General features: G+C 71.3%; 23 protein-coding genes and 1 riboswitch. Of the genes, 13 read left to right on the top strand and 10 right to left on the bottom strand.

Translation table 11 applies throughout. The features are described 5' to 3' along the window. Positions 1–87 precede the first annotated feature (87 nt). The gene (locus ACWDVG_RS07520) at positions 88–1,503 is read right to left on the bottom strand and encodes a family 2B encapsulin nanocompartment shell protein (RefSeq protein WP_451697088.1); all 1,416 of its coding nucleotides are present in this window, start codon (positions 1,501–1,503) and stop codon (positions 88–90) included. A gap of 297 nt (positions 1,504–1,800) precedes the next feature. On the opposite strand from ACWDVG_RS07520, the gene ACWDVG_RS07515 reads away from it, so the two are divergent. Then, positions 1,801–2,391: an N-acetylmuramoyl-L-alanine amidase gene (locus tag ACWDVG_RS07515; RefSeq protein ID WP_451697086.1), complete on the top strand. Its 591-nt coding sequence runs from the start codon at positions 1,801–1,803 to the stop codon at positions 2,389–2,391. A gap of 28 nt (positions 2,392–2,419) precedes the next feature. Continuing rightward, on the top strand, positions 2,420–3,400 hold the full coding sequence (locus tag ACWDVG_RS07510) for a 1-aminocyclopropane-1-carboxylate deaminase/D-cysteine desulfhydrase (protein WP_451697084.1): 981 nt from the start codon (positions 2,420–2,422) through the stop codon (positions 3,398–3,400). On the opposite strand, the gene ACWDVG_RS07505 is transcribed toward ACWDVG_RS07510, so the two are convergent. Further along, the gene (locus ACWDVG_RS07505) at positions 3,379–4,974 is read right to left on the bottom strand and encodes a Na+/H+ antiporter (RefSeq protein ID WP_451697082.1); all 1,596 of its coding nucleotides are present in this window, start codon (positions 4,972–4,974) and stop codon (positions 3,379–3,381) included. The genes ACWDVG_RS07510 and ACWDVG_RS07505 overlap by 22 nt on opposite strands. Positions 4,975–5,013: 39 nt before the next feature. Between ACWDVG_RS07505 and ACWDVG_RS07500 the strand changes: the two genes are divergently transcribed. From ACWDVG_RS07500 to ACWDVG_RS07490, 3 genes are all read left to right on the top strand, one after another. Next, positions 5,014–5,274, top strand: a complete 261-nt coding sequence (locus ACWDVG_RS07500) for a UBP-type zinc finger domain-containing protein (protein ID WP_451697080.1) — start codon at positions 5,014–5,016, stop codon at positions 5,272–5,274. Positions 5,275–5,616: 342 nt separating this feature from the next. Beyond that, entirely contained in the window at positions 5,617–6,030 is a 414-nt protein-coding gene (locus tag ACWDVG_RS07495) for an ATP-binding protein (RefSeq protein ID WP_019889334.1), read from the top strand. Further along, the gene (locus tag ACWDVG_RS07490; RefSeq protein WP_451697078.1) at positions 6,027–7,100 is read left to right on the top strand and encodes an RNA polymerase sigma factor SigF; all 1,074 of its coding nucleotides are present in this window, start codon (positions 6,027–6,029) and stop codon (positions 7,098–7,100) included. The genes ACWDVG_RS07495 and ACWDVG_RS07490 overlap by 4 nt, the downstream gene beginning before the upstream one ends. Positions 7,101–7,148: 48 nt before the next feature. Here the strand turns inward: ACWDVG_RS07490 and ACWDVG_RS07485 are convergent, their stop codons facing one another. Further along, positions 7,149–7,598 (bottom strand): hypothetical protein, encoded by a 450-nt coding sequence (locus ACWDVG_RS07485; protein ID WP_451697077.1) that lies wholly within the window; start codon positions 7,596–7,598, stop codon positions 7,149–7,151. A gap of 107 nt (positions 7,599–7,705) precedes the next feature. Between ACWDVG_RS07485 and ACWDVG_RS07480 the strand changes: the two genes are divergently transcribed. Together ACWDVG_RS07480 and ACWDVG_RS07475 are read left to right on the top strand one after the other, a co-directional pair. After that, the gene (locus tag ACWDVG_RS07480) at positions 7,706–8,674 is read left to right on the top strand and encodes a diacylglycerol/lipid kinase family protein (RefSeq protein WP_451697075.1); all 969 of its coding nucleotides are present in this window, start codon (positions 7,706–7,708) and stop codon (positions 8,672–8,674) included. A 317-nt stretch (positions 8,675–8,991) separates the two neighbouring features. Next, positions 8,992–9,249 carry a WhiB family transcriptional regulator gene (locus ACWDVG_RS07475; protein WP_003953983.1) on the top strand — a complete coding sequence of 86 codons (258 nt, stop codon included), beginning with the start codon at positions 8,992–8,994 and terminating at the stop codon, positions 9,247–9,249. A 173-nt stretch (positions 9,250–9,422) separates the two neighbouring features. On the opposite strand, the gene ACWDVG_RS07470 is transcribed toward ACWDVG_RS07475, so the two are convergent. Then, a complete protein-coding gene (locus ACWDVG_RS07470) occupies positions 9,423–10,889 on the bottom strand; it encodes a sensor histidine kinase (protein ID WP_451697073.1) in 1,467 nt (488 codons plus the stop codon). A gap of 562 nt (positions 10,890–11,451) precedes the next feature. On the opposite strand from ACWDVG_RS07470, the gene nagB reads away from it, so the two are divergent. Next, on the top strand, positions 11,452–12,237 hold the full coding sequence (gene nagB, locus ACWDVG_RS07465; RefSeq protein WP_451697071.1) for a glucosamine-6-phosphate deaminase: 786 nt from the start codon (positions 11,452–11,454) through the stop codon (positions 12,235–12,237). Positions 12,238–12,368: 131 nt separating this feature from the next. On the opposite strand, the gene ACWDVG_RS07460 is transcribed toward nagB, so the two are convergent. The 4 genes from ACWDVG_RS07460 to ACWDVG_RS07445 all read right to left on the bottom strand — a co-directional run bounded on the left by ACWDVG_RS07460 (position 12,369) and on the right by ACWDVG_RS07445 (position 17,230). After that, positions 12,369–13,892 carry a glycoside hydrolase family 3 protein gene (locus tag ACWDVG_RS07460; protein ID WP_451697069.1) on the bottom strand — a complete coding sequence of 508 codons (1,524 nt, stop codon included), beginning with the start codon at positions 13,890–13,892 and terminating at the stop codon, positions 12,369–12,371. Between the two features lie 9 nt (positions 13,893–13,901). Then, positions 13,902–14,771, bottom strand: a complete 870-nt coding sequence (locus ACWDVG_RS07455) for a carbohydrate ABC transporter permease (protein ID WP_451697067.1) — start codon at positions 14,769–14,771, stop codon at positions 13,902–13,904. Next, on the bottom strand, positions 14,768–15,808 hold the full coding sequence (locus ACWDVG_RS07450; protein ID WP_451697065.1) for a carbohydrate ABC transporter permease: 1,041 nt from the start codon (positions 15,806–15,808) through the stop codon (positions 14,768–14,770). Before ACWDVG_RS07450 ends, ACWDVG_RS07455 begins: the two co-directional genes overlap by 4 nt. 129 nt (positions 15,809–15,937) lie before the next feature. Further along, positions 15,938–17,230, bottom strand: coding sequence for an extracellular solute-binding protein (locus ACWDVG_RS07445; protein WP_451697063.1), 1,293 nt, complete (start codon positions 17,228–17,230; stop codon positions 15,938–15,940). A gap of 285 nt (positions 17,231–17,515) precedes the next feature. Here ACWDVG_RS07445 and ACWDVG_RS07440 point away from each other — a divergent pair, with 285 nt between their 5' ends. From ACWDVG_RS07440 to ACWDVG_RS07420, 5 genes are all read left to right on the top strand, one after another. Beyond that, a complete protein-coding gene (locus tag ACWDVG_RS07440) occupies positions 17,516–18,280 on the top strand; it encodes a GntR family transcriptional regulator (protein ID WP_451697412.1) in 765 nt (254 codons plus the stop codon). A gap of 164 nt (positions 18,281–18,444) precedes the next feature. Beyond that, entirely contained in the window at positions 18,445–18,723 is a 279-nt protein-coding gene (locus tag ACWDVG_RS07435; RefSeq protein ID WP_451697061.1) for a DUF3311 domain-containing protein, read from the top strand. Then, positions 18,720–20,345, top strand: coding sequence for a monocarboxylate uptake permease MctP (gene mctP, locus ACWDVG_RS07430; RefSeq protein WP_451697059.1), 1,626 nt, complete (start codon positions 18,720–18,722; stop codon positions 20,343–20,345). Before ACWDVG_RS07435 ends, mctP begins: the two co-directional genes overlap by 4 nt. Positions 20,346–20,409: 64 nt before the next feature. Beyond that, positions 20,410–20,538: riboswitch (cobalamin riboswitch) on the top strand. A 138-nt stretch (positions 20,539–20,676) separates the two neighbouring features. Then, a complete protein-coding gene (locus tag ACWDVG_RS07425; RefSeq protein WP_451697057.1) occupies positions 20,677–23,055 on the top strand; it encodes a ribonucleoside-diphosphate reductase subunit alpha in 2,379 nt (792 codons plus the stop codon). A gap of 53 nt (positions 23,056–23,108) precedes the next feature. Beyond that, on the top strand, positions 23,109–24,065 hold the full coding sequence (locus ACWDVG_RS07420; RefSeq protein ID WP_451697410.1) for a ribonucleotide-diphosphate reductase subunit beta: 957 nt from the start codon (positions 23,109–23,111) through the stop codon (positions 24,063–24,065). Positions 24,066–24,158: 93 nt separating this feature from the next. On the opposite strand, the gene def is transcribed toward ACWDVG_RS07420, so the two are convergent. Further along, a complete protein-coding gene (gene def, locus ACWDVG_RS07415) occupies positions 24,159–24,794 on the bottom strand; it encodes a peptide deformylase (RefSeq protein WP_451697054.1) in 636 nt (211 codons plus the stop codon). 58 nt (positions 24,795–24,852) lie between these two features. After that, the gene (locus ACWDVG_RS07410) at positions 24,853–25,833 is read right to left on the bottom strand and encodes a tetratricopeptide repeat protein (RefSeq protein ID WP_451697052.1); all 981 of its coding nucleotides are present in this window, start codon (positions 25,831–25,833) and stop codon (positions 24,853–24,855) included. Between the last annotated feature and the right edge of the window lie 30 nt (positions 25,834–25,863).

Below are 25,863 nucleotides of genomic sequence, written 5' to 3'. Positions count from 1 at the left end.
GACCGGGGCCCGGGCGGCCGGTCCGGGCGGCCGGTCCGGGGTGCCGGGGGCAGCGGGGGGTTCGGGCCCCACCCCCGGCGCTTCGGGTCAGCTCCAGCGGCTGACCTCGACGTTCTCCAGGACGCCGAGGGCGTCCGGGACGAGGACCGCGGCCGAGTAGTAGGCCGTGACGAGGTAGGAGATGATCGCCTGCTCGTCGATGCCCATGAAGCGGACGGAGAGGCCCGGCTCGATCTCGTCCGGCAGGCCGGTCTGGTGCAGGCCGATCACGCCCTGGTCGGACTCGCCCGTGCGCATGCAGATGATCGAGGTGGTGCGGGCGTCGGAGACCGGGATCTTGTCGCACGGGAAGATCGGGACCCCGCGCCAGGTCTGGATGCGGGTGCCGTGGAGCTCGATCGTCTCCGGCACCAGGCCGCGCCTGTTCAGCTCGCGCCCGAAGGCGGCGATGGCGCGCGGGTGGGCGAGGAGCATCTTGGACCCCCGGCGGCGGGAGAGCAGCTCGTCCAGGTCGTCCGGGGCGGGGACGCCGTCGTGGGGCTGGATCCGCTGGCCGTAGTCGCAGTTGGCGAGGAGGCCGAACTCCTTGTTGTTGACGAGCTCGTGCTCCTGGCGCTCGCGGAGCGCCTCGACCGTCAGCCGCACCTGCTGCTCGGTCTGGTTCATGGGCTGGTTGTAGAGGTCGGCGACCCGGCTGTGGACCTTCAGCACGGTCTGGGCGACGCTCAGCTCGTACTCGCGGGGTGAGGCGTCGTAGTCGACGTACGTGTGGGGGACGACGGCCTCGCCCTCGTGCCCCGCGGAGAGGTCGATCGCCGCCTCGCCGTGGCGGTTGGTGCGCCGCTCGGGCCGGGCGGCGACGGCGGCCAGGTGGGTCGCGAGGGAGTCCGCGCGGTCGGCGAGGCCGCGCACGTCGGCGCGGGTGAGTTCCAGGACCGTGCAGGCCGTGGCGGCCCGCGCACTCCACTCCCAGGTGGCATCGGCGCCGACCAGGGCGGCGTCGCCGAAGTAGGCGCCGTCGGCGAGGACGCCGAGGACGGCCTCGTCGCCGTACGGCCCCTCGCCGATCTGCTCGACGCGGCCGTGCGCCAGCAGGTGGACGCGGTCCGCGGGCTCGCCGGCGGCGGTGATGAGCTCACCGACGGCGTACTCCCGCTGGGTGCAGCGGGCCGCGAGTTCCGTGAGGGCGCCCTCGTCCTCGTACCCGCGCAGGGCGGGGAGTTCACGCAGCTCCGCCGGGACGACGGCGACCCGCTGTCCGGTCTGGACGAAGGTGACGCGACCGTCGCCCACGGAGTGGCTGAGCCTGCGGTTCACCCGGTAGGTGCCGCCCCGCACCTCGACCCACGGCAGCATCCGCAGCAGCCACCGGGAGGTGATCTCCTGCATCTGCGGGGCCGACTTGGTGGTCGTGGCGAGGTTCCGCGCGGCGGCGGTGCCGAGACTCTGTCGCGGAGCCCGGCGCTCCGCGAGTACCTCGTCGCCAACCGAGCCAACGGACATGGAACTCCCTCTCGTACGGACCTCGTGTGGACTGCGTGGTGCACGAAGCCTTTCAGCACGGAGAGTGCTCGCGCCATTACACAATCGGGTGGGACTGTTCGACGATCTTCGGGGCATGTCACCCGCTTTCCCCCCGAACAGCCGAGCCGCAGGGGGCGCATGCGCGGCGCTGTCCGGATCGGCTCGCACTCGGATCGAACGCGTAGCGGCGGAGCGGCTGCTTCCGGTACCTCGGAAGCAGGTACTCCGGATGCCGTCGGCACTCCGGGGGTTCACCCCCTCCGAAGGGAGTCGGTCATGGCCACACCCATGTCGGCGAGCAGGTTCCTCGACGCGCTGCGCGACGAGGGCCTCTCGGTCGTCCAGGTCGGCGACTGGTCCACCCACAACCGCAACCACAAGGGCCCCTGGGGCCCCGTGCACGGCGTGATGATCCACCACACCGTGACCCGGGGCACCGCCCGCACGGTCCAGATCTGCCGGGACGGCTACGCGGGGCTGCCCGGGCCCCTCTGCCACGGCGTGATCGCCAAGGACGGCACGGTCCACCTCGTCGGCTACGGCCGCGCCAACCACGCCGGGCTCGGGGACGACGAGGTCCTCCGGGCGGTCGTCGCCGAGCACCGCCTGCCACCGGACAACGAGTCCACGACCGACGGCAACCGGCACTTCTACGGCTTCGAGTGCGAGAACCTCGGCGACGGCGAGGACCCGTGGCCCAAGGTCCAGCTGGACGCCATCGCCAAGGCCGCGGCGGCCGTGTGCCGGGCGCACGGCTGGACCCACCGCTCGGTCATCGGGCACCTGGAGTGGCAGCCGGGGAAGGTGGACCCGCGGGGCTTCACCATGGCGTCCATGCGCGACCGGATCGCCGACCGGCTGCGCTGAAAGCCGGCGTGACCAGCACAATGTCCGGGTGAACGCGTTCGACCTCTCCCGCCTGCGGCCCCGGCTCCCCTCGCCCCTGGAGCCGGTGGAGGACGAGCGCTTCGCCCGGCTCGGGCTCACGCTGTTCCTGAAGCGCGAGGACCTCATCCACCCGGACCTGCCGGGCAACAAGTGGCGCAAGCTCTCCCTCAACCTCCGGGCGGCGGCGGGGCGTCCGGTGCTCACCTTCGGCGGGGCGTACTCCAACCACCTGCGGGCCACCGCCGCCGCGGGCCGGCTGCTCGGCTTCCCCACGATCGGCGTGGTGCGCGGCGACGAACTGGCCGGGCGCCCGCTCAACGACTCCCTGGCGCAGTGCGCGGCGGACGGGATGCGGCTGGAGTTCGTGGACCGGGCCACGTACCGGGCGAAGAACGACCCGGTCACGCTGGCCGCACTCCTGGAGCGGGCCCCCGAGGGGACGTACGTCGTCCCCGAGGGCGGCAGCAACGCCCTCGCCGTCCGGGGGTGCGTGGAGCTCGGGCGGGAACTCGCGGGGGCGGCGGACGTGGTGGCCGTCGCCTGCGGCACCGGCGGCACCCTGGCGGGCCTCGCGGCCGGTCTCCCGACGGACGCCCGGGCCCTCGGGATCCCGGTGCTCAGGGGCGGCTTCCTCGGCGGCGAGGTCCGCGCGCTCCAGGAGGCGGCGTTCGGCGGCCCGCGCGGCGACTGGTCCCTGGACGAGCGGTTCCACTGCGGCGGGTACGCCCGGACGACCCCGGAACTGGAGGCGTTCGCACAGGACTTCGAGGAGCGGCACGGACTCGCCATCGAGCGTCTGTATGTCGCCAAATTGCTCTACGGAGTGGTGAACCTGGCGCAGGAGGGCGCGTACCCGGCGGGTACCCGGATCGCGGCCGTGATCACCGGCGCCCCGGACGCCCCGGCTCCGGACGCCCCGGCTCCGGACGCACCCGCCCCGGACGCCCCGACTCCCCTCCCCCGCGCTCAGTCCTCCGACTCGCGGTAGGCCGCGGCCTCCTCCAGGTCGAGCCGCCGGAGCAGGGTCCGCATCATCTCGTCGTCGATGCGGCGCTCGTCGCGCAGCCGTACGAAGACCTCGCGCTCCGCTGCGATCATCTCGCGCGCGAGGCGCCGGTAGGTGTCGTCGGCGGTCTCGCCGGTGATCTCGTTCACCGACCCGAGCCGCTCCCAGACGGCGTTGCGGCGGCGTTCGAGCACCGTGCGCAGCCGGTCGGCGAGGGGCTGGGGCAGGGTGGTGCGCTCGTCGGCGAGGAGGGCGTCGAGGCGTTCCTCGGCGGCCCGGGAGGCCTCGCTCTGCGCCTGGGCCTCGGCGAGGGTCTCGGCGTACCGGTCGCGGCCCGGGAGCCCCAGCCGCCGGATCAGCGGGGGCAGCGTGAGGCCCTGGACGACGAGGGTGCCGATCACGGTGGTGAAGGTGAGGAAGAGGACGAGGTTGCGGGCCGGGAACTCCACGCCGTCCGTGACGACGGGGATGGAGAAGGCGATGGCGAGGGAGACGACCCCGCGCATGCCGGCCCAGCCCACGACGAGCGGGGCCCGCCAGTCCACGCCGGGCTCGCGCTCGCGGACGCCCGCGGAGAGCCGGCGGGGCAGGAAGGTCGCCGGGTAGACCCAGACGAACCGGACGACGACCACGGCGACGAAGACCCCGCACGCGTACCAGACGGCCTCGCCGACGCCGTACTGGCCGAGGCCCTGCACGACGTACGGCAGTTGGAGGCCGATCAGCGCGAAGACGGCGGACTCCAGGACGAAGGCGACCATCTTCCACACGGCCTCCTCCTGGAGCCGGGTCGCGAAGTCGACCTGCCAGGCCCGGTGGCCGAGGAAGAGTCCGACCACGACGACGGCGAGGACACCGGAGGCGTGCACCTCCTCGGCGGCCGCGTAGGCGATGAAGGGGATCAGGAGCGACAGGGTGTTCTGGAGGAGCGAGTCGCGCAGGTGGGTGCGGAGCCAGTGGATGGGGAGCATGAGGACCAGGCCGACGCCGATCCCGCCGACCGCCGCGAGCGCGAACTCGCCGATGCCGCCCGCCCAGCTGACCCCCGCGCCGACGGCGGCCGCGAGGGCCACCTTGAAGGCGGTGATGGCGGTGGCGTCGTTCACCAGGGACTCGCCCTGGAGGATCGTGGTGATCCGGTGGGGGAGGCCGAGCTTGCGGGCGATGGCGGTGGCCGCGACCGCGTCCGGCGGGGCGATCACCGCGCCGAGCACGAGGGCGGCGGTGAGCGGCAGGTCGGGGACGAGGACGTACGCGAGCCAGCCGACGGCGACCGTGGCGAAGAGGACGTACCCGACGGAGAGCAGGGCGACCGGCCGGATGTTGGCCCGCAGGTCGAGGTACGAGGACTCGACGGCCGCCGTGTAGAGGAGCGGCGGCAGGACCAGCGGCAGCACGATGTGCGGGTCGAGCGTGTAGTCGGGCACGCCGGGTACGGAGGAGGCGACGAGGCCCACGGCGACGAGCAGGAGCGGGGCGGGCACCGGGGTCCTCCGGGCGAGGCCCGCGACGGCGGCGCTCGCCGCCACCAGTGCCACCAGTTGCAGTGCGTCCATGCCCGTCCCCGTCCTCCGCCGCCACGTAACCTGGCCATCATGAGCGAGTGCCCGCACGTTGCCGAAATGCCGCGCCCCGAACCGGCGCCGCTGAACGCCACCTGCCCGGAGTGCCTGGCCGACGGGACGCACCCCGTCCAGCTGCGGCTCTGTCTGAGCTGCGGGCACGTGGGCTGCTGCGACTCGTCGGCGGGGCGGCACGCGACCGGGCACTTCGACGCGACCGGGCACCCGGTGATGCGGACCTTCGAGCCGGGCGAGGCCTGGCGGTGGTGCTTCGTCGACGGCTCGATCGTCTGACCCGGGGCGCGCGGCCGGGCGTTGACGGCTGGGGGACGGTTCCCGCCCGTGACGGTTCGAGCACGTGACGGTTCGAGCGCGTGACGGTTCGAGCGCGTGACGGTTGGGTACGTCACCCCTCCGCCGGTCGCTCGGTTTTGGTCCCCGCACACCCCTGGCCACTGTCCGTACCCATGGGCCTACCATGGGTGACGGGCCGGTCCGGGGGCCGGGGGCATCGCGGCGACACGGCAGGATGGATCGCGATAGCGTCACGGCGGCGCGCAACCCCCTGCGTACCGCCCGGTTCGGGGGCCCTGTCCCCCGGGCCCCGATTGAGCTTGTGCCACCTTGGAGGTGAGGGTGTCCCAGATCGCAGGCGAGCCCGGGACCCAGGACTTCGTGGAAGTCCGGCTGCCCGCTGCGGGTGCCTATCTGTCCGTGCTGCGTACGGCCACGGCCGGCCTCGCGGCGCGCTTGGACTTCACCCTCGACGAGATCGAGGACTTGCGGATCGCGGTCGACGAGGCCTGCGCCATCCTGCTCCAGCAGGCCGTGCCGGGCTCCGTCCTCAGCTGCGTGTTCCGGCTGGTGGACGACTCGCTCGACGTGACCGTCTCCGCCCCGACGACCGACGGCCGGGCGCCCGAACGGGACACCTTCGCCTGGACGGTGCTGTCGGCGCTGGCCGGGAAGGTGGAGTCGTCCGTGGCGGACGACCGTACGGTCTCGATCAGCCTGTACAAACAGCGCGGCGCGGGGCCAGGCCCGGCGTGAGGAGCGGGGACGCGACGGCCGGCATCCCTGAGCAGCAGGCGCGGCCGCACGAGGTGGCCACGGAGCAGCAGGCGGACCAGATGAGCGAGCACGAGCAGCACCACGAGGGTGCCGGGACCCCCGGCCTCACCCAGGCCCCCGAGGCCCCGGACGGCACGTCGGTCGCCGAGGCCCAGGTCGTCGTGGACGCCGTCGGCGGCTCCCGCGACTCCGGCTCTCACTCCGACTCCGGCCCCCGGTCCGACTCCGACTCCGACTCCGGCTCCGGCGAGGGGGCTGACGGCGGCCCCGTCCCCGGGCCGCACGTGGCCGGTCCGCAGGACAGGAGCGGTGCCCGCGCGCTCTTCGTCGAGCTGCGCGCGCTGCCGGAGGGCTCGCCGGAGAAGGCGGAGCTGCGCAACCGCCTGGTGCGGATGCACCTGCCGCTCGTGGAGCACCTGGCCCGGCGCTTCCGCAACCGCGGCGAGCCGCTCGACGACCTGACCCAGGTCGCGACGATCGGTCTGATCAAGTCGGTCGACCGCTTCGACCCGGAGCGGGGCGTCGAGTTCTCGACGTACGCGACCCCGACGGTGGTCGGCGAGATCAAGCGCCACTTCCGTGACAAGGGCTGGGCGGTCCGGGTGCCGCGCCGCCTCCAGGAGCTGCGGCTCTCGCTGACCACGGCCACCGCGGAGCTGTCCCAGCAGCACGGCCGCTCGCCGACGGTCCACGAGCTGGCCGAGCGGCTCGGGATCTCGGAGGAGGAGGTCCTGGAGGGACTGGAGTCAGCCAACGCCTACTCGACGCTCTCCCTGGACGTGCCGGACACGGACGACGAGTCGCCCGCCGTCGCGGACACGCTGGGCGCGGAGGACGAGGCGCTGGAGGGGGTCGAGTACCGCGAGTCCCTCAAGCCGCTCCTGGAGGACCTGCCGCCGCGCGAGAAGCGCATCCTGCTGCTGCGGTTCTTCGGGAACATGACCCAGTCGCAGATCGCCCAGGAGGTCGGCATCTCCCAGATGCACGTCTCCCGGCTGCTCGCCCGGACGCTCGCGCAGCTGCGGGAGAAGCTCCTGGTGGAGGAGTAACCCCCGGCCGTCGGGCCCCGTCCGGTCCGTCCGGTCCGTCCGGCCTGGTCAGGCCTCCTGGCCGGGGCGCCGGATGCCGAGCGCCTCGGTCGTGGCCGGGCTCACGAGGAGGACGAGCCCGGTGAGGGCGAGGACACCGAGGGCGACGCCCGCCGGGATCATCGCGCTGTTCGCCTGGAGCATCTGCCAGGCGACCGGCAGCGCCAGGATCTGCGTGATCACGGCCGGCCCGCGGCTCCAGGAGCGGCGGCGCCACAGCCCGCGGGCGGCGGCCAGCGGGATCAGGCCGAGCGCGAGCAGGGTCACCGCGCCGGTCAGGCCGCTGGTGAGGTCGCCGCCGCCGTCCGTGAGGCTGCTCACCAGCATGTACGCGCCTCCGGCGAGGAGGCCGAGGGCCTCGGTGCCGGCCACGGCGGCCGCCGCGGCGAGGCGCGTGGGGCGGGGCCCCCGCTCCGTACCGCCGCCGTGTTCCGTACTCGTCTGCTCCGTACCGCTCATAGAGGCAGGGTAACCGGGGCGCCCCCGGCCCCGGCGGCCCGGTGGCGGGCCGGTATCGGGCAGGGCTGGACTGGGATCGGTACCGCCGGGTAGGTACGCTGGCGCTCATGCGCGCACTTCTCGTGGTCAACCCGGCAGCCACCACCACGAGTGCCCGCACCCGTGACGTGCTCATCCACGCCCTCGCGAGCGAGATGAAGCTGGAGGCCGTCACCACCGAGTACCGGGGGCACGCCCGCGACCTGGGGCGGCGGGCCGCCGAGGCGGGCAACATCGACCTGGTCGTCGCCCTCGGCGGGGACGGCACGGTCAACGAGGTGGTCAACGGGCTGCTGCACGAGGGCCCCGATCCGGAGCGGCTGCCGGGCCTCGCGGTGGTCCCCGGCGGCTCGACGAACGTCTTCGCGCGGGCCCTCGGGCTGCCCAACGACGCCGTCGAGGCCACCGGCGCACTCCTCGACGCGCTGCGTGAACGACGGACACGGACAGTGAGCCTCGGGCTCGCGTCGGGGACGCCGGGCACCGAGGACGAGGCCGTCCCGGAGCGCTGGTTCACGTTCTGCGCGGGCCTGGGATTCGACGCGAGCGTGATCGGACGGGTCGAACAGCAGCGGGAGCGCGGCAAGAGATCCACCCACGCGCTCTATCTGCGCCAGGTGGTGCGCCAATTCCTCGGGGACCCGCACCGCAGACACGGCACGATCACCCTGAAGCGCCCCGGCGCCGAGCCGGTCGAGGACCTGGTCCTCTCCATAATCTGCAACACCTCCCCCTGGACCTACCTGGGCAATCGCCCGGTGTACGCGTCCCCGGAGGCCTCCTTCGACACCGCCCTCGACGTGCTCGGGCTGCGCCGTCTCTCGACGTCGGCGGTGGCCCTGTACGGCACGCAGCTGCTCACCTCGACCCCGGAACGGGGTCCGCGGGGGAAGCACGCGGTGTCCCTGCACGACCTCACCGACTTCACCTTGCATTCGAAGGTTCCCCTCCCGCTGCAGATGGACGGAGACCACCTCGGACTGCGTACGAGCGTGACGTTCACAGGCGTACGCCGTGCACTGCGTGTGATTGTGTGAGTGGAAGGGCCCAAAGTCCTTTCACTCGAACGTTTAGGCTGGCATCCACCCCTTAGAAGTACGGCTGTGACCTAGCCGACACCGAGGAATCAAAAAAAACTTTCCGGAAGGGGTTGTATCCGCTGCCGAGGTTTGCGAGTCTCTTCTTGGCGATCGGGACGGCCCGCAACACCGGCCTCCACTGAGAGCCAGAACCCCTCCTCAATCCAAGGACCACACCAGTTCATCTGGCAGTCGGCCCTTCACTTGCGGGGGGATTCGTGAAAGCGTTCACATTCACAAGCAACCCGCACGAAATACCAAGAGAGGTAGCAGCCATGGACTGGCGTCACAACGCCGTTTGTCGTGAGGAAGACCCCGAGCTGTTCTTCCCCATCGGCAACACCGGTCCTGCGCTGCTGCAGATCGAGGAAGCCAAGGCCGTCTGCCGCCGCTGCCCCGTCATGGAGCAGTGCCTGCAGTGGGCGCTCGAGTCCGGCCAGGACTCCGGCGTCTGGGGTGGCCTCAGCGAGGACGAGCGCCGCGCCATGAAGCGCCGCGCCGCTCGCAACCGGGCGCGCAACGCCAGCGCCTGAGCCACCTGCACAGCCTGAGGCACGCGGCGCGTACACCGTGTACGCACTCACCGCCCCCCGAGCCGCAGCGCGCAGCAGTAACCCACAGCATTCGAGCCCCGGACCGATCCACTTCGGTCCGGGGCTCGCTGCTGCGAGGGGGGCCGGGCGGGTCCCGCCCCCCTCGAGCGTCGCTACTTCTGCGGCTGTACGGGAATGTCGAGGACGGCCTTCGTCCCGCGCTCGGCGCCCGGCACCATGTCGAAGGTGCCGCCCAACTCCCCCTCCACCAGCGTCCGTACGATCTGGAGGCCGAGGTTTCCGGCCCGCTTCGGGTCGAAGCCCTCGGGCAGGCCGCAGCCGTCGTCCTGGACCGTGATGAGGAGCCGGGCGTCGGCGCGGGGCTCGCCGCGGACGGCGGTGACCTCGACGGTGCCGTGCTCGGCCGGGGCGAAGGCGTGCTCAAGCGCGTTCTGCAGCACCTCGGTCAGGACCATGGAGAGCGGGGTGGCGACCTCGGCGTCGAGGATGCCGAAGCGGCCGTTGCGGCGGCAGGTGACCTTGCCCGGGGAGATCTCCGCGACCATCGCGATGACCCGGTCGGCGATCTCGTCGAACTCCACGCGCTCGTCGAGGTTCTGCGAGAGTGTCTCGTGCACGATCGCGATCGAACCGACGCGTCGCACCGCCTCGTTGAGCGCCTCGCGGCCCCGGTCCGAGTCCATCCGCCGCGCCTGGAGGCGCAACAGGGCCGCCACCGTCTGGAGGTTGTTCTTCACCCGGTGGTGGATTTCCCGGATGGTGGCGTCCTTGGTGATCAACTCGCGCTCGCGCCGACGCAGTTCGGTGACGTCGCGGAGCAGGACCAGGGAGCCGATCCGGGTGCCCTTGGGCTTGAGCGGGATGGCGCGCAGCTGGATCACGCCGCCGTTGCCCTCGACCTCGAACTCGCGGGGCGCGTAGCCGGAGGCCAGCTTGACCAGGGCCTCGTCCACCGGGCCGCGGGAGGGCGCGAGTTCGGCGGTGATCTGGCCGAGGTGCTGGCCGACGAGGTCGGCGGCGAGGCCGAGGCGGTGGTACGCGGAGAGGGCGTTGGGCGAGGCGTACTGGACGACGCCCTCCGCGTCCAGGCGGACCAGGCCGTCGCCGGCGCGCGGCGAGGAGTCCATGTCGACCTGCTCGCCCGGGAAGGGGAACGTCCCCGCCGCGATCATCTGGGCGAGGTCGGAGGCCGACTGGAGGTAGGTCAGTTCGAGCCGGGAGGGCGTGCGCACGGTGAGCAGGTTGGTGTTCCGGGCGATCACGCCCAGGACGCGGCCCTCGCGGCGCACGGGAATGGACTCGACGCGCACCGGGACCTCCTCGCGCCACTCCGGGTCGCCCTCCCGGACGATCCGGCCCTCGTCGAGGGCGGCGTCGAGGAGCGGCCGGCGGCCGCGCGGGACCAGATGGCCGACCATGTCGTCCTGGTAGGAGGTCGGCCCGGTGTTGGGGCGCATCTGGGCGACGGAGACGTACCGCGTGCCGTCGAGGGTGGGGACCCAGAGGACGAGGTCGGCGAAGGAGAGGTCGGAGAGCAGCTGCCACTCCGAAACCAGCAGGTGGAGCCACTCGAGGTCGGAGTCGCTCAGGGCGGTGTGCTGGCGCACGAGGTCGTTCATGGAGGGCACGGTGCGAGCGTACCCGCGGAATTCGAGGGCGGTGAACCTGGATCTCCGGGGCTGCGTGTTGGAGGATGGACCGGGAACAGCGCGTTTCCTGTGGATGGACAGACAAGAATGGTCTAGTCCACAATGAAACGCACCAGAACCTCCGTCCTCCCCGCACAGGAGGACGGACGAGGTACCCGGCGCTCTCTGCCCTGACTGCGCCGAGACCTCCCACACGGCCGTGGGACCGCACACCCCCGGCCGAGCAACTCCGGGCTGCGGTGCCGGACGGGTTGAGGGTCCCGTCGGGCGCCGCGGCCCGCGGGTGTTTCCGGGGGCTTTTCCTCCCCCGCCGCACGCCTGCCGGACAGGGCGGGGACATGCCGGGGAAGACGACCGCCGAGGGGCCGCAGGGGTCCGAGTGGCTGGTGGGGCAGGGGCGGCCGACGATGGACGGGACGCCGTCCCGCACCGCGGAACGACATGGGACGAGGGTCTCTCCTCTGCTAGATTTGCCCTTAGATTGGTCTATACCACGGACTCAGCAGCCCCTCACCAGATCGGCAGGCACAGCGTGGAAGTTGTCATCGTCAAGGACGCCAGGGCCGGCGGCGAGCTCATCGCGGACGGCATCGCCGACCTCCTGCGCCGCAAGCCCGACGCGCTGCTCGGCGTGGCCACGGGCTCCACTCCGATCCCCGTCTACGACGCACTGGTCGCCAAGGTCGCCGCCGGTGAGGTGGACCCGTCCCGGGCCCGCATCGCCCAGCTGGACGAGTACGTGGGTCTGCCCGCCGGGCACCCGGAGTCGTACCGCTCCACCGTCCTGCGCCAGGTCGTGGAGCCCCTCGGGCTCTCCGAGGAAGCCTTCATGGGGCCCGACGGCTCCGCCGAGGACGTCCAGGCGGCCTGCGAGGCGTACGACGCGGCGCTGCGCGACGCCGGAGGCGTGGACCTCCAGATCCTCGGCATCGGCACCGACGGGCACATCGGCTTCAACGAGCCGTGCTCCTCGCTCGCCTCCCGCACCCGCATCAAGACGCTCACCGAGCAGACCCGCGTGGACAACGCGCGCTTCTTCGACGACGACATCGAGCAGGTGCCGCACCACGTCATCACCCAGGGCATCGGCACCATCCTGGAGGCCCGCCACCTGGTGCTCCTCGCGACCGGCGAGGGCAAGGCCGAGGCCGTCGCCCAGACCGTCGAGGGCCCGGTCGCGGCGCTCGTGCCGGCCTCCGCGCTCCAGCTGCACCCGCACGCCACGGTCGTCGTCGACGAGGCCGCCGCGTCCAAGCTGAAGCTGGCCGACTACTTCCGCCACACGTACGCGAACAAGCCGGCCTGGCAGGGCATCTGATCCTCCCGGTCGCCCCGCGGACGGCGAAGGGGCCCGGCACCTGATCCAGGTGCCGGGCCCCTTCGCGTACGGGAGCGGCGGTACGGGCTCCGCGGGGAGGCGTCGGCCGCGCCGCCGCCGTGCCCCCGTCGTCAGCCGGCCGTGCCCACCACGGCCTCGGCGGCGGCGCGGCCGCAGACCCGGGCCGCCCCGTGCGTCGCGATGTGCAGGGCGCCGCGGGGCTCCGACTCGTTGAGGCCCATCTCGACCACGACGGTGTCGGGGCGGGCGGCGAGCAGGCCGTCGAGGGCCTCGCCCATCCACGGGTGCCGGTGGGCGTCCCGTACGACCGCGACGATCCGCCGCTCCCCCGCGGCGGCGAGGACCTCGCTCACCGATGCCCCGGCGTACGAGCCGGTCTCCGTGCCGGGCAGCAGCCGCTCCAGCTCGGCGGCGATGCCCCAGGGAGTCTCGTCGCCGACGGCGAAGTTGGCGACGGGCGTGAAGGAGGCGACGTAGGGGGCCTCGGTCACCGGCTCGTGCGGGTGCGTGCCGCGGGTCACCGTGAGGGCCCTGCGGGCGGCGACGAGTCCGATGTCGGTGCCGGGCGCGGTCCCCTCCTGTGATGCCACGCCCGGCACCGTCATGGCCCCCCTGGCCCGGTGCGCCTGGGTCCAGGACGCCAGGGCGCGCACGCGCGCCGCCGCGTCCGCCAGCCGCTCCTCGGGCAGTTCACCGGCCCGTACCGCCGTGACCAGCGCGTCGCGCAGGCGCAGTACGGTGCCCTCGTCGGCCAGCCCGCCGCCGACGCAGATGGCGTCGGCGCCCGCGGCGATCGCGAGGACGGATCCGCGCTCGATGCCGTACGTCGCGGCGACGGCCCGCATCTCCATGCCGTCGGTGACGATGAGCCCCTCGAAGCCCAGCTCCTGGCGGAGCAGACCGGTGAGGATCTGCGGGCTCAGGGTGGCCGGACGGTGGGGGTCGAGCGCGGAGAGAAGAATATGCGCGCTCATGACCGCTTTGGTACCCGCGGCGACGGCCGCGCGGAAAGGCACCAGCTCACGGGCGTGCAGTGTGGCGAGGTCCACATCGATCCGGGGCAGGGCGTCGTGGGAGTCCACGTTGGTGTCGCCGTGCCCGGGGAAGTGCTTGGTGCAGGCCGCGACCCCGACGCCCTGGAGGCCGTCGACGTACGCCACGGTGTGCCGGGCGACCAGGTCCGGGTCCGGCCCGAAGGAGCGGACGCCGATGACCGGGTTCTCGGCGTTGGAGTTCACGTCGGCCGAGGGGGCCCAGTTGAGGTCGATCCCGCAGGCGGCCAGGCGGCGGCCCAGCTCGCGGGCGACGGCCCGGGTGAGCTCGACGTCGTCGACGCTGCCCAGCGCGTAGTTGCCGGGGAAGGAGGAGCCCTCCCGGACCTCCAGGCGGGTGACGTCGCCGCCCTCCTCGTCGATGGCGACGAGGACGTCGTCCCGCTCGGCCCGCAGCCGGGCGGTGAGCGCGGCGAGCTGGTCGGGGCCGACGACGTTCCGGCCGAAGAGGCCGACGGACGAGAGCCCCTCGCCGATGCGGCGGAGCAGCCAGTCGGGGGCGGTGGTGCCGACGAAGCCGGGCTGGAGGACCGTGAGCGCGTCGCGGGTGAGCGTGTCCGAGGCGTGTACGAGAGTGGTCATGGGGCGCCGTTATCCCTTCACCGCGCCGGCGGTCATGCCGCCGACGGCCTTGCGCTGGACGAAGATGAAGACGATCAGCACGGGGAGCGCGAAGAGGGTCGAGGCGGCCATGGTGGCGCCCCAGTCGCTGCCGAAGGCGGTCTGGAACTGCGTCAGCCAGACGGTCAGGGTCTGCGACTCCCGCTCCTTGTTGAGCATCAGGATCATCGCGAACTCGTTCCAGGCCGTGATGAAGCCGAAGATCGACGTCGACATCAGGCCGGGGGCGAGCAGCGGGAAGATGACCTTGCGGAAGGCCTGGCCGCGGGTGCAGCCGTCGATCTGGGCGGCCTCCTCCAGCTCGACCGGGACGGCGGCGATGAAGCCGCGCAGGGTCCAGATGGTGAAGGGCAGGACCATGACGAAGTAGATCGCGGTGAGCATCGGGATGCTGTTCAGCATGTCGTTGTCCCGCGAGATCATGTACATCGCGATGACCATGACCTCCCAGGGGGCCATCTGGGCCATCATCACGACGAGGATCATGCCCTTGCGGCCCTTGAAGCGGATGCGGGCGAGGGCGAAGCTCGCCGCCAGCGCGACCAGCAGGGCGAGGAGGACGGCGCCGACGGTGACGGTGAGGCTGTTGCGGACGTAGGTCCAGAACAGGTCGACGCCGGTGGCGGTGCCGTAGTTCTCGAAGGTCGGCGAGAAGAAGAAGACCGGGTCCTTCGTCATGATCTCGTGCTGCGGCTTCAGCGAGGACGAGAACATCCAGTAGACGGGGAAGACGAACACGGCGGCGATGACGAGCGCGGAGGCGTTCTTGACGACGGCGCCGGCCGTGAGCTTCTTGCGGGTGCGCAGCTTCTGCGGGGCGGGGGCGATGGTGCTGCTCACAGCTCATCCTCCTGCTTCAGGATCAGGCGGAAGTAGAAGGACATGATCGCGACGAGCATCACGATCGTGAGGACGGAGATGGCCGCGGCGACGCCGTAGTGGAACTGGCCGACGCCCTCGATGTAGGCGAAGACGGGGAGGGTCTCCGAGGCGCGGTCGGGGCCGCCGAGGTTCATCGCGTAGACCTGCGTGAACGCCTTGAAGATCCAGATGATCTCCAGGAACGTGGTGATCATGAAGAAGGGCTTGAGGTTCGGGAAGACCACGGCCCAGAAGGTGCGCCAGCCGCCGGCGCCGTCCATCTTGGCCGCCTCGTACAGCTCGGTGCCGATGGTGGTCAGGCCGGCGTACATGTTGAGGGCGACGAACGGGACGGAGCCCCAGACCAGCAGGATCAGCGAGATGACGAGGGTCGAGAAGCCGGTCTCGAACCAGTTGTGCTGCTCGTAGCCGGCGAAGCCGAGCGTGCGCATCACCCAGTTCATGACGCCGAACTGCTCGTCGAAGAGCCAGCGGAAGACGGTCACGGAGGCGACGATCGGCATGGCCCAGGCGAAGACGAGGGCCAGCGAGAGCAGCAGCCGCATCTTCGTGCCGAGGCGGTCGAGGAGCAGGCCGATGCCGGCGCCGATGGCCATGATCAGGATGACGTTGACCGCGGTGAAGACGACGGAGCGGACGACGACGGTCCAGAACTCGGAGTCGCCGAGCAGCTCGGTGTAGTTGTCGAAGCCGGTCCAGACCGTCTCGCGGGTGATGAACTCCTTCCGGTTGAGTTCCTGGAAGGAGAGGATCACGTTGCGGATCAGCGGGTAGAGCAGCAGCACCGCCATCGACAGCAGGGCCGGGGCGACGAGCAGGTACGGCAGCAGTCCGCCGGGCAGGGAGCGTCTGCCGCGCGAGGGCCGAGGGGCTTCCTTCGGCCGGACTTCCTTCGTTCCGGAAGGGGCCGGCACGGGGGTCTGAGACGTCCCTGCCGCCCTCCCGGGCGCGTCCTGAGGAGCGGCGTTCGCCGTCCCCTGGGAGTCCACGGTCATGGTCTTCTTCCTCGCGGTTCTGGGGCTCCCGCGCCCACCGAGCGCGGCCCGGGGGGAGCGGGCCGCTGAAAACTGAGGAGCCGGCGGTGCGGTCCGGTGCGACCGGGCCGCACCGCCGGGCTGTGGGTCCTACTGCTGGTTGATGCGCTCGTTGATGACCTTGTCGGCGGCCTCGGCGGCGGCCTTGGTGTCCTCGCCCTTCAGGACCTTGGTCATGTAGTCCTTGATCGGGTTCGGGGCGGTCTCGACGTTCGCCCAGCCCGGGGTGACCGGGGTGATCTTGCCGGAGACGGCGGACGCGGCCATGGCCTCGGCGAAGGAGCCCGCGGCGGGCTTGAACTGCGCGGCGTCGTTGTTCGGGAGCAGGGCGCCCTCGGTGGCGACGGCGTACTTGGTCATCTGGTCCTTGCCAGCGGCGAGGGCCAGCCACTCCTTGGCGAGCTCCTTGTTCTGGGAGCGCTCGGAGATGGCGAGGTTGGAGCCGCCGAAGAAGACGGAGCCCGGCTTGTCGGCCGTCTTGCCCGGGATCGGGAAGTAGCCGAAGTCGGCGGTCTTGCCGGCCTTCTTGATGGCGTCGATCGCGCCGCCGGCCTCCCAGCCGAGACCGATCCAGGACGCGACACCGCCCTTGGGGATGATGTCGGTGGACTGCTGCGGGGTCGCCTCGTCCTTGTCCTTCGGAGCGGTGGAGTAGGACGCCAGCTCCTTGTAGAAGTTCATGGCGTTGACGGCCTCGGGGGAGGACAGGTTGCCCTTCCACTTGTCGCCGTCCTTGACCGCGAGGTCGCTGCCCTCGTCCCAGATGAAGCCGGCGAGGACGTACCAGCTCTGGCCGGGCAGGTAGATCGGCTGCGACTTGGGGTCGGAGGCCTTGAGCTTCTTCAGGCCGTCGATCCACTCGGCGCGGGTCTTCGGGGCGGAGACGCCGGCCTTCTTGAAGGCGGCCTTGTCGTAGATGACGACGCGGTTGGCGGCGTACCACGGGGCGGAGTAGAGCTTGCCGTCGAGCTCGGCCGAGGCGACCATGCCCTTGTTCCAGCCGGCGTAGCCGAGCTTGTCCTTGTCGCCGGAGAGGTCGGCGAGGCCGCCGGTCACGGCGTAGCCCGCGGTCTGGGTGTTGCCGAGCTCCAGGACGTCCGGCGGGGTGTCCTCGGAGAGGGCGGTGGTGACCTTCTCCTGGATGCCGTTCCAGACCTGCTTCTCGACCTTGACCTTGACGCCCGGGTGCTTGGCCTCGAACTCCTTGTTGACGCCCTCCATCCAGGCGTCGGGAGCGGATCCGTCCATGACCCAGACGGTCAGCGTCTTGCTGCCGCCCTCGGCCTTGCCCCCGTCGCCCTTGTCGCCGCTGTCCGAACCGCACGCAGCGATAGAGACCATCATGCCCGCGACGCCGATCGCCGCGATGAGCTTGCGCTTCACGCCACCCTCCTCAGGGATGCCTGCAACCCCTGCCCACCGCGCGAAGACATACGTCAGGTAGTGCTCGTGGGGCTGGGACCTGATCTTTAATGGTTTAGACCAGTACCCGGAGCTTGGCCTAGACCTTTAGGGGTGTCAAGGGTGTATAAGAAGGGCTGTCGCGTCCGTTATCGGACCGACACCTGAGGGAGGCCGACGACCCGTTACCGGTCCGTGCCACCATGTGAGCCGCGACAGACGGAGGAGCCGGTGACGGCAGCAGCACAGGAGTCGGGAAGGCAGGCCATGGCCACGGACGCGGGCGGTAGCGAGACAGAGGGCGGGGCGGTCACCCGCACCGCGCGCGTGCCCAAGTACTACCGGCTGAAGCGCCACCTCCTCGACATGACGGAGACCCTGCCGCCCGGCACCCCGGTGCCCCCGGAGCGGACCCTCGCCGCCGAGTTCGACACCTCGCGCACCACCGTGCGCCAGGCGCTCCAGGAGCTGGTCGTCGAGGGCCGACTGGAGCGGATCCAGGGCAAGGGCACCTTCGTGGCGAAGCCCAAGGTCTCGCAGGCCCTCCAACTCACCTCGTACACCGAGGACATGCGGGCCCAGGGGCTGGAGCCGACCTCGCAGCTCCTCGACATCGGCTACGTCACCGCCGACGACACCCTCGCGGGACTGCTCGACATCACCACCGGCGGACGCGTCCTGCGGATCGAGCGGCTGCGCCTCGCCAGCGGCGAGCCGATGGCGATCGAGACCACCCACCTGTCGGCCAAGCGCTTCCCCGCGCTGCGCCGTTCGCTGGTGAAGTACACCTCCCTCTACACGGCGCTCGCCGAGGTGTACGACGTCCACCTCGCGGAGGCCGAGGAGACCATCGAGACCTCCCTCGCCACCCCGCGCGAGGCCGGGCTGCTCGGTACGGACGTGGGCCTGCCGATGCTCATGCTCTCCCGTCACTCGCTGGACGCCCAGGGCGAGCCGGTCGAATGGGTGCGGTCCGTCTACCGCGGCGACCGGTACAAGTTCGTGGCGCGCCTGCAGCGGCCCAACGGCTGAGCACCCCGACGGCCAGGTCGATCCAACGCCCCGACCCCGCTCCGCCATTCACCGACAAAAGACCACACGCGCCGTCCGATATCCGGACGGGGGTTCCATAGAGCGGAACCGTCCCCTAGATTTCCTCCGCATTACGAGGTGATCACCGAGGGGACGGATCCGCCATGTCTGAATCGGCACAAGAATCGCCACGAGAAGCGACAGGAGGAAAGCAGCCCACGATCACCCCGATACGGTTCGTGATCGCGCTCTGCCTCTTCGCCCCGTTCGTCGCGATGCTCTGGGTGAGTTCCTACGCGAAGGTCGAACCGCTTTTCGCGGGCATTCCCTTCTTCTACTGGTACCAGATGCTCTGGGTCGTCATCTCCACCGCGCTGACGATGGTCGCGTACAAGCTGTGGCAGCTCGACCAGCGCGCCCGCAAGGGCGGTGACGCCCGATGAAGGACGGCGTGAACGGCGTCGCACTCGCCGTCTTCATCTTCTTCTTCCTGGCCGTCACGGTCATGGGCTTCCTCGCCTCGCGCTGGCGCAAGGCCGAGAACGAGCACAGCCTCGACGAATGGGGCCTCGGCGGCCGTTCGTTCGGCACCTGGGTGACCTGGTTCCTGCTCGGCGGCGACCTCTACACCGCGTACACCTTCGTCGCCGTCCCGGCGGCCGTCTACGCGGCGGGCGCGGCCGGCTTCTTCGCCGTGCCGTACACGATCCTCGTCTACCCGCTGATCTTCACCTTCCTGCCGCGCCTGTGGTCGGTCTCGCACAAGCACGGGTACGTCACCACCTCCGACTTCGTCCGGGGCCGCTTCGGCTCCAAGGGCCTGTCGCTGGCGGTCGCCCTCACCGGCATCCTCGCCACCATGCCCTACATCGCGCTCCAGCTCGTCGGCATCCAGGCCGTCCTGGACGTGATGGGCGTCGGCGGCGGCGAGAACACCCACTGGTTCATCAAGGACCTGCCGCTGCTGATCGCCTTCGGCGTCCTCGCGGCCTACACGTACTCCTCCGGCCTGCGCGCCCCCGCGCTCATCGCCTTCGTCAAGGACACGCTGATCTACATCGTCATCGCGGTGGCGATCATCTACATCCCGATCAAGCTCGGCGGCTTCGACGAGATCTTCTCCCGGGCGGGCGAGGCGTTCGCCCAGACCAACGAGGCCACCGGCAAGCCGCGCGGCGCGATGGTGCCCGGCGAGGCGAGCCAGTGGACGTACGCGACGCTGGCGCTCGGCTCCGCGCTCGCGCTCTTCATGTACCCGCACTCCATCACGGCCACCCTGTCCTCCAGGAGCCGCGAGGTGATCCGCCGCAACACCACGATCCTGCCGCTGTACTCGCTGATGCTCGGGCTCCTCGCGATCCTCGGGTTCATGGCCATCGCCGCGGGCATCCAGGTGAAGAATGGCCAGCTCGCCATCCCGCAGCTGTTCGAGACCATGTTCCCGGACTGGTTCGCGGGCGTCGCCTTCGCCGCCATCGGCATCGGCGCCCTCGTCCCGGCCGCGATCATGTCGATCGCCGCGGCCAACCTCTTCACCCGCAACATCTACAAGGACTTCATCAGGAAGGACGCCACCCCGGCCCAGGAGACCAAGGTCTCCAAGCTGGTCTCGCTCCTGGTGAAGGTCGGCGCCCTCGCCTTCGTCCTCACCATGGACAAGACGGTCGCCATCAACTTCCAGCTGCTCGGCGGCATCTGGATCCTGCAGACCTTCCCGGCCCTCGTCGGCGGTCTCTTCACCCGCTGGTTCCACCGCTGGGCGCTGCTCGCCGGCTGGGCCGTCGGCATGATCTACGGAACGGCCGCCGCGTACGGCGTGGCCAGCCCGACCCAGAAGCACTTCGGCGGCTCCTCGGCCGAGATCCCGGGCATCGGCGAGATCGGCTACATCGGTCTCACCGCCTTCGTGCTCAACGTCCTCGTCACGGTCGTCCTGACCTTCGTCCTCAAGGCCGTCAAGGCCCCCGAGGGCGTCGACGAGACCTCCCCCGCCGACTACACGGCGGACGCCGGTGACGCCGGGGTCAGCACCGAGCTGCCGAAGATCGGCGCCGACACGCACTGACCGCGCCGCGCCGCGGGCCGGGCGTGGACACAACATGTGGGGGGTGCCGAGATCGGCGCCCCCCACATGTATGCTCGTCCTCGCTGTCGACGCAGGGGAATCCGGCGCGAATCCGGAACTGTCCCGCAACGGTGTGCTTCGTACGCTTTCGTACGCAGTGAGTCCGAGGACCTGCCGACGGCGCACCCGGTCCGTCCGTTCCGGGTGCCACAGACGTCCGGGCCTCGCGGAGTGGGCCGGTGGACGCGGGCACCGCCGTGCACCACGGCCCGCCCGCCTGCCCGCCTCCCTCCCGCAGCGGCCCCGAGCCGAGCGAGGGAGAGCCCCCCACGTGACCATCGCGCCCGCCGATCCGGCAGCAGCCGAGGCCACCGCGATCGAGAGCGACGGCCCCGGGACCGCGCTGCTGCGGACCCTGACCGACCTCACCGCCGATCTCCCCGACACCGACCCCGGCAAGGTCGCCGCCGCCGCCCTGCGCGGCCGCAGTTCCGCCTCGGACGCGGCGGAGCTGCGCGAGCTGGCCACCGAGGCCGCCGCGGGCCTGATCGCCGAGGACCCCGCCTACTCCCGGCTCGCCGCCCGGCTCCTCACCCTCACCATCGCCGAGGAGGCGGCAGGTCAGGGCGCCGTCTCCTTCTCCGCCTCCGTCGCCGTCGGCCACCGCGAGGGCCTGATCGCCGACCGCACCGCCGACTTCGTCGTCCGGCACGCCGAGCGGCTCGACGCCACGATCGACCCGGCCGCCGACGACCGCTTCGGCTACTTCGGACTGCGCACCCTCTACTCGCGCTACCTGCTGCGCCACCCGATCACCCGGAAGGTGATCGAGACCCCGCAGCACTTCATGCTGCGCGTCGCCGCCGGTCTCTCGGAGGACGACAGCGCGCGGGCCCTGGAGGAGGTGACGGCGCTGTACGGCCTGATGAGCCGGCTCGACTACCTGCCCTCCTCCCCCACGCTCTTCAACTCGGGCACCCGCCACCCGCAGATGTCCTCCTGCTACCTGCTCGACTCCCCGCTGGACGAGCTGGACTCGATCTACGACCGCTACCACCAGGTGGCGCGCCTGTCGAAGCACGCGGGCGGCATCGGCCTGTCCTACTCCCGGATCCGCTCGCGCGGTTCGCTGATCCGCGGCACCAACGGCCACTCCAACGGCATCGTGCCGTTCCTGAAGACGCTCGACGCCTCCGTCGCCGCCGTGAACCAGGGCGGCCGCCGCAAGGGCGCGGCCGCCGTCTACCTGGAGACCTGGCACGCGGACATCGAGGAGTTCCTGGAGCTGCGCGACAACACGGGCGAGGACCAGCGGCGCACCCACAACCTCAACCTGGCGCACTGGGTCCCGGACGAGTTCATGCGCCGGGTCAACGCCGACGCCGAGTGGTCGCTGTTCTCCCCCGCCGACGTGCCCGAGCTCGTCGACCTGTGGGGCGAGGAGTTCGACGCCGCCTACCGCGCCGCCGAGGCCGCTGGCCTGGCCCGCCGGACGATGCCGGCCCGGGACCTGTACGGCCGGATGATGCGGACCCTGGCCCAGACCGGCAACGGCTGGATGACCTTCAAGGACGCCTCGAACCGCACGGCCAACCAGACGGCGGAGCCCGGTCACACCGTCCACTCCTCCAACCTCTGCACGGAGATCCTGGAGGTCACGGACGACGGCGAGACCGCCGTGTGCAACCTGGGCTCGGTCAACCTCGGTGCCTTCGTCGACACCGCCACCGGCGACATCGACTGGCAGCGGCTCGACGAGACCGTCCGGACCGCCGTCACCTTCCTCGACCGGGTCGTCGACATCAACTTCTACCCGACCGAGCAGGCCGGCCGCTCCAACGCCCGCTGGCGGCCGGTCGGTCTGGGCGCGATGGGCCTCCAGGACGTCTTCTTCCGGCTGAGGCTGCCGTTCGACTCGGCCGAGGCGCGCGCCCTGTCGACCCGGATCGCCGAGCGGATCATGCTCGCCGCGTACGAGGCCTCCGCCGACCTCGCCGAGCGCAACGGGCCGCTGCCCGCCTGGGAGAAGACGCGCACCGCCCGGGGCGTGCTGCACCCCGACCACTACGACGTCGAGCTGAACTGGCCCGAGCGCTGGGCCGCGCTGCGCGAGCGGATCGCCGCCGTCGGCATGCGCAACAGCCTGCTGCTCGCCATCGCCCCGACGGCGACGATCGCCTCGATCGCGGGCGTGTACGAGTGCATCGAGCCGCAGGTCTCCAACCTGTTCAAGCGCGAGACGCTCTCCGGCGAGTTCCTCCAGGTCAACTCGTACCTGGTGGACGAGCTGAAGCGGCTCGGCGTCTGGGACGCGCAGACCCGGGAGGCGCTGCGCGACTCCAACGGCTCGGTGGCGGACTTCACCTGGGTCCCGGCCGAGGTGCGGGAGCTGTACCGGACGGCGTGGGAGATCCCGCAGCGCGGCCTGATCGACATGGCGGCGGCGCGCACCCCGTTCCTCGACCAGTCGCAGTCCCTGAACCTGTTCCTGGAGACGCCGACGATCGGCAAGCTGTCGTCGATGTACGCGTACGCCTGGAAGCAGGGCCTGAAGACGACGTACTACCTGCGCTCGCGCCCGGCGACCCGGATCGCCCGCGCGGCCCGCGCCGCCACGGTCCCCGTGCCCGTCCCCGCCCAGCAGGCCGCCGACCCCGACGCCGTCGCCTGCTCCCTTGAGAACCCCGAGTCCTGCGAGGCCTGCCAGTGAGCACCGAGACCAAGAACCTCCTCGACCCGGGGTTCGAACTGACCCTGCGTCCGATGCGCTACCCGGACTTCTACGAGCGCTACCGGGACGCGATCAAGAACACGTGGACGGTGGAGGAGGTCGACCTCCACTCGGACGTCGCCGACCTCGCCAGGCTCACCCCCGGTGAGCAGCACATGATCGGCCGGCTCGTCGCGTTCTTCGCGACCGGCGACTCGATCGTGGCGAACAACCTCGTGCTGACGCTCTACAAGCACATCAACTCCCCCGAGGCCCGGCTCTACCTGAGCCGCCAGCTGTTCGAGGAGGCCGTGCACGTCCAGTTCTACCTGACGCTGCTCGACACCTACCTGCCCGATCCGGAGGAGCGCGCGGCCGCGTTCGCGGCGGTCGAGAACATCCCCTCGATCCGCGACAAGGCGCAGTTCTGCTTCCGCTGGATGGACTCGGTCGAGAAGATCGACCGCCTGGAGACGCGGGCCGACCGCCGCCGCTTCCTGCTGAACCTGATCTGCTTCGCGGCCTGCATCGAGGGCCTGTTCTTCTACGGCGCCTTCGCGTACGTGTACTGGTTCCGGTCCCGGGGCCTGCTGCACGGCCTCGCGACGGGCACCAACTGGGTGTTCCGCGACGAGACGATGCACATGAACTTCGCCTTCGAGGTCGTGGACACCGTCCGCAAGGAGGAGCCCGAGCTCTTCGACGACGAGCTGCGGCAGCAGGTCACCGCCATGCTGGAGGAGGCCGTCGAGGCGGAGCTCCAGTTCGGCCGGGACCTGTGCGGCGACGGACTGCCGGGCATGAACACCGAGTCGATGCGCGCGTATCTGCAGTGCGTCGCCGACCAGCGCCTCCAGCGGCTGGGCTTCGCGCCCGTCTACGGCTCGGAGAACCCGTTCGCGTTCATGGAGCTCCAGGGCGTCCAGGAGCTGACCAACTTCTTCGAGCGCCGCCCGTCCGCCTACCAGGTGGCGGTGGAGGGTTCGGTCGACCTCGACGAGGACTTCTAGACCGTACGGCGAAGGGCCCCGCGCTCCGGGGGGAGTGCGGGGCCCTTCCGCGTGCGTGCGCCCGGGGAGCGAGCGCCCGGGACCGGCGGGAGATCAGTCGTTCGGGACCGTCTCGTAGCGCGGGGTGCCCTCCTCCATCTGGCGCAGGGCGTCCTTGCGCTCGCGCTTGGAGAGCTTGTCGATGTACAGCGTGCCGTACAGGTGGTCCGTCTCGTGCTGGAGGCAGCGGGCGAAGTAGCCGGTGCCGCGCACCTTGATCGGCTTGCCCTGGGCGTCCACGCCGTGCACCTCGGCGTAGTCCGGGCGGGCGAGGGAGGCGTACGCGGTGGGGACCGAGAGGCAGCCCTCGTTGGAGTCGTCGAGGAAGCGGCGGTCGGCCGGCAGCTCCTGGAGGACCGGGTTGATCACGACGCCGGTGTGGCGGACGCCCTCGTCGTCGGGGCAGTCGTAGACGAAGACCTTGAGGTCGACGCCGATCTGGTTGGCGGCGAGGCCCACGCCCTCGGCGGCCTTCTGGCTGGCGAACATGTCGTCGATCAGGGCCGCGAGCTTGTCGTCGAACTCGGTGACGTCCTTGCACTCCCGGTGCAGGACCGGGTTGCCGACCACCGTGATCGGACGCGCGGTGCCGCGCTCGCGGTGGGCGAGCTCGCGCGCCTCGCAGTCCTCCGTGTCCACGACGAAGCCGTCGTTGATCTGCGTCTGCTCGTCCGTCTCCTGCTGCGCCATGTCCGGCCGCGCCTTCCTGAAAACCCGATTCCGTCGGATCACAGCCTACGGGCACCGGTCAGCAGACTTCCTCCAGATCCCGCCACTCACGGCTGTCGGGGCTGTCCGCCACCCAGCCGTCGAGGAGCCCGCGCACCAGCCCGGCCGGCGCGGCGATCCCGCACTCCCGCTCCGGCACCCACAGCTCGCCGGGCGAGCGGTGGCCGAGCGGCCCGGGGTGCCCCGGCTCGCTGTGGTCGTGCGGGTCGGAGTGCTCGCCCTCGCCCTCGGCGCTCGGCATCGTCGACTCCGAGCAGGCGCGGCAGAGCAGCCGCACGGAGGACGACCAGTCCTCGGCGGCGAAGCCCGCGTCGGCGGCGAGCTGCTCCAGGGCGTCCCGGTCGGCCTCGGTGGCGGCCTCCAGGAGCACCACCCAGGTGGGGACGGGCGACGGGGCCCACAGCTCGATCTCGTCGAAGACCGGGTAGGAGGGGCCGGCCGTGGTGGTCCGCTCGCCGTTCGGCACGCCGTCGTGGAGGACGACCTCGCCCCAGCGGCGGCCGGAGGACGGCAGCGGGATGGAGAGGACCTCGATCCTGGCCGGATCGAGCCGTCGGCCCCAGACGACCTCGGCCTCGCCCTCGGGCGAGAGCCGCACGGCGGCGCTGCCCAGCTCCATGCCGGCGGGCTCGCCGGTGCCCGCGGAGGCCCCGGGGACCTTCAGGCCGTACGCCTGCCAGGCGCGACGGGCCAGGGGCCAGTCCTGGAGCGCGGTGGCGGCGATGCCGACGTTCCACCAGTCGGGGGCGCCGGTCTCCTTGTCCAGGAGCGCCACGGCGCGCAGCCCCGCGGCCCTGGCCTGCTCCCAGTCGTGCCGGAACTTGTGCAGCAGCGCCAGGTTGAACCAGGACTCCGAGAGCCAGGGCTCCAGATCCGCCGCGCGTGTCAGCAGCGCGCCCGCGTCCTCGTACCGGCCGTCGCCGATCAGCGTGAACGCGCGGTCGGTGGCCTGCCGCCACGAGGCGGAGGGCCGATGCCGTACCTTCCCGAAGATCCTCACGATTCCCGCCTGCCGGTCGCTTCACCCTCT

The sequence above is a fragment of the Streptomyces sp. NPDC003327 genome (assembly GCF_053589515.1).
The sequence above is the reverse complement of the archived record's forward strand: the minus strand, read 5'-3'. Positions and strand labels throughout refer to the sequence as shown.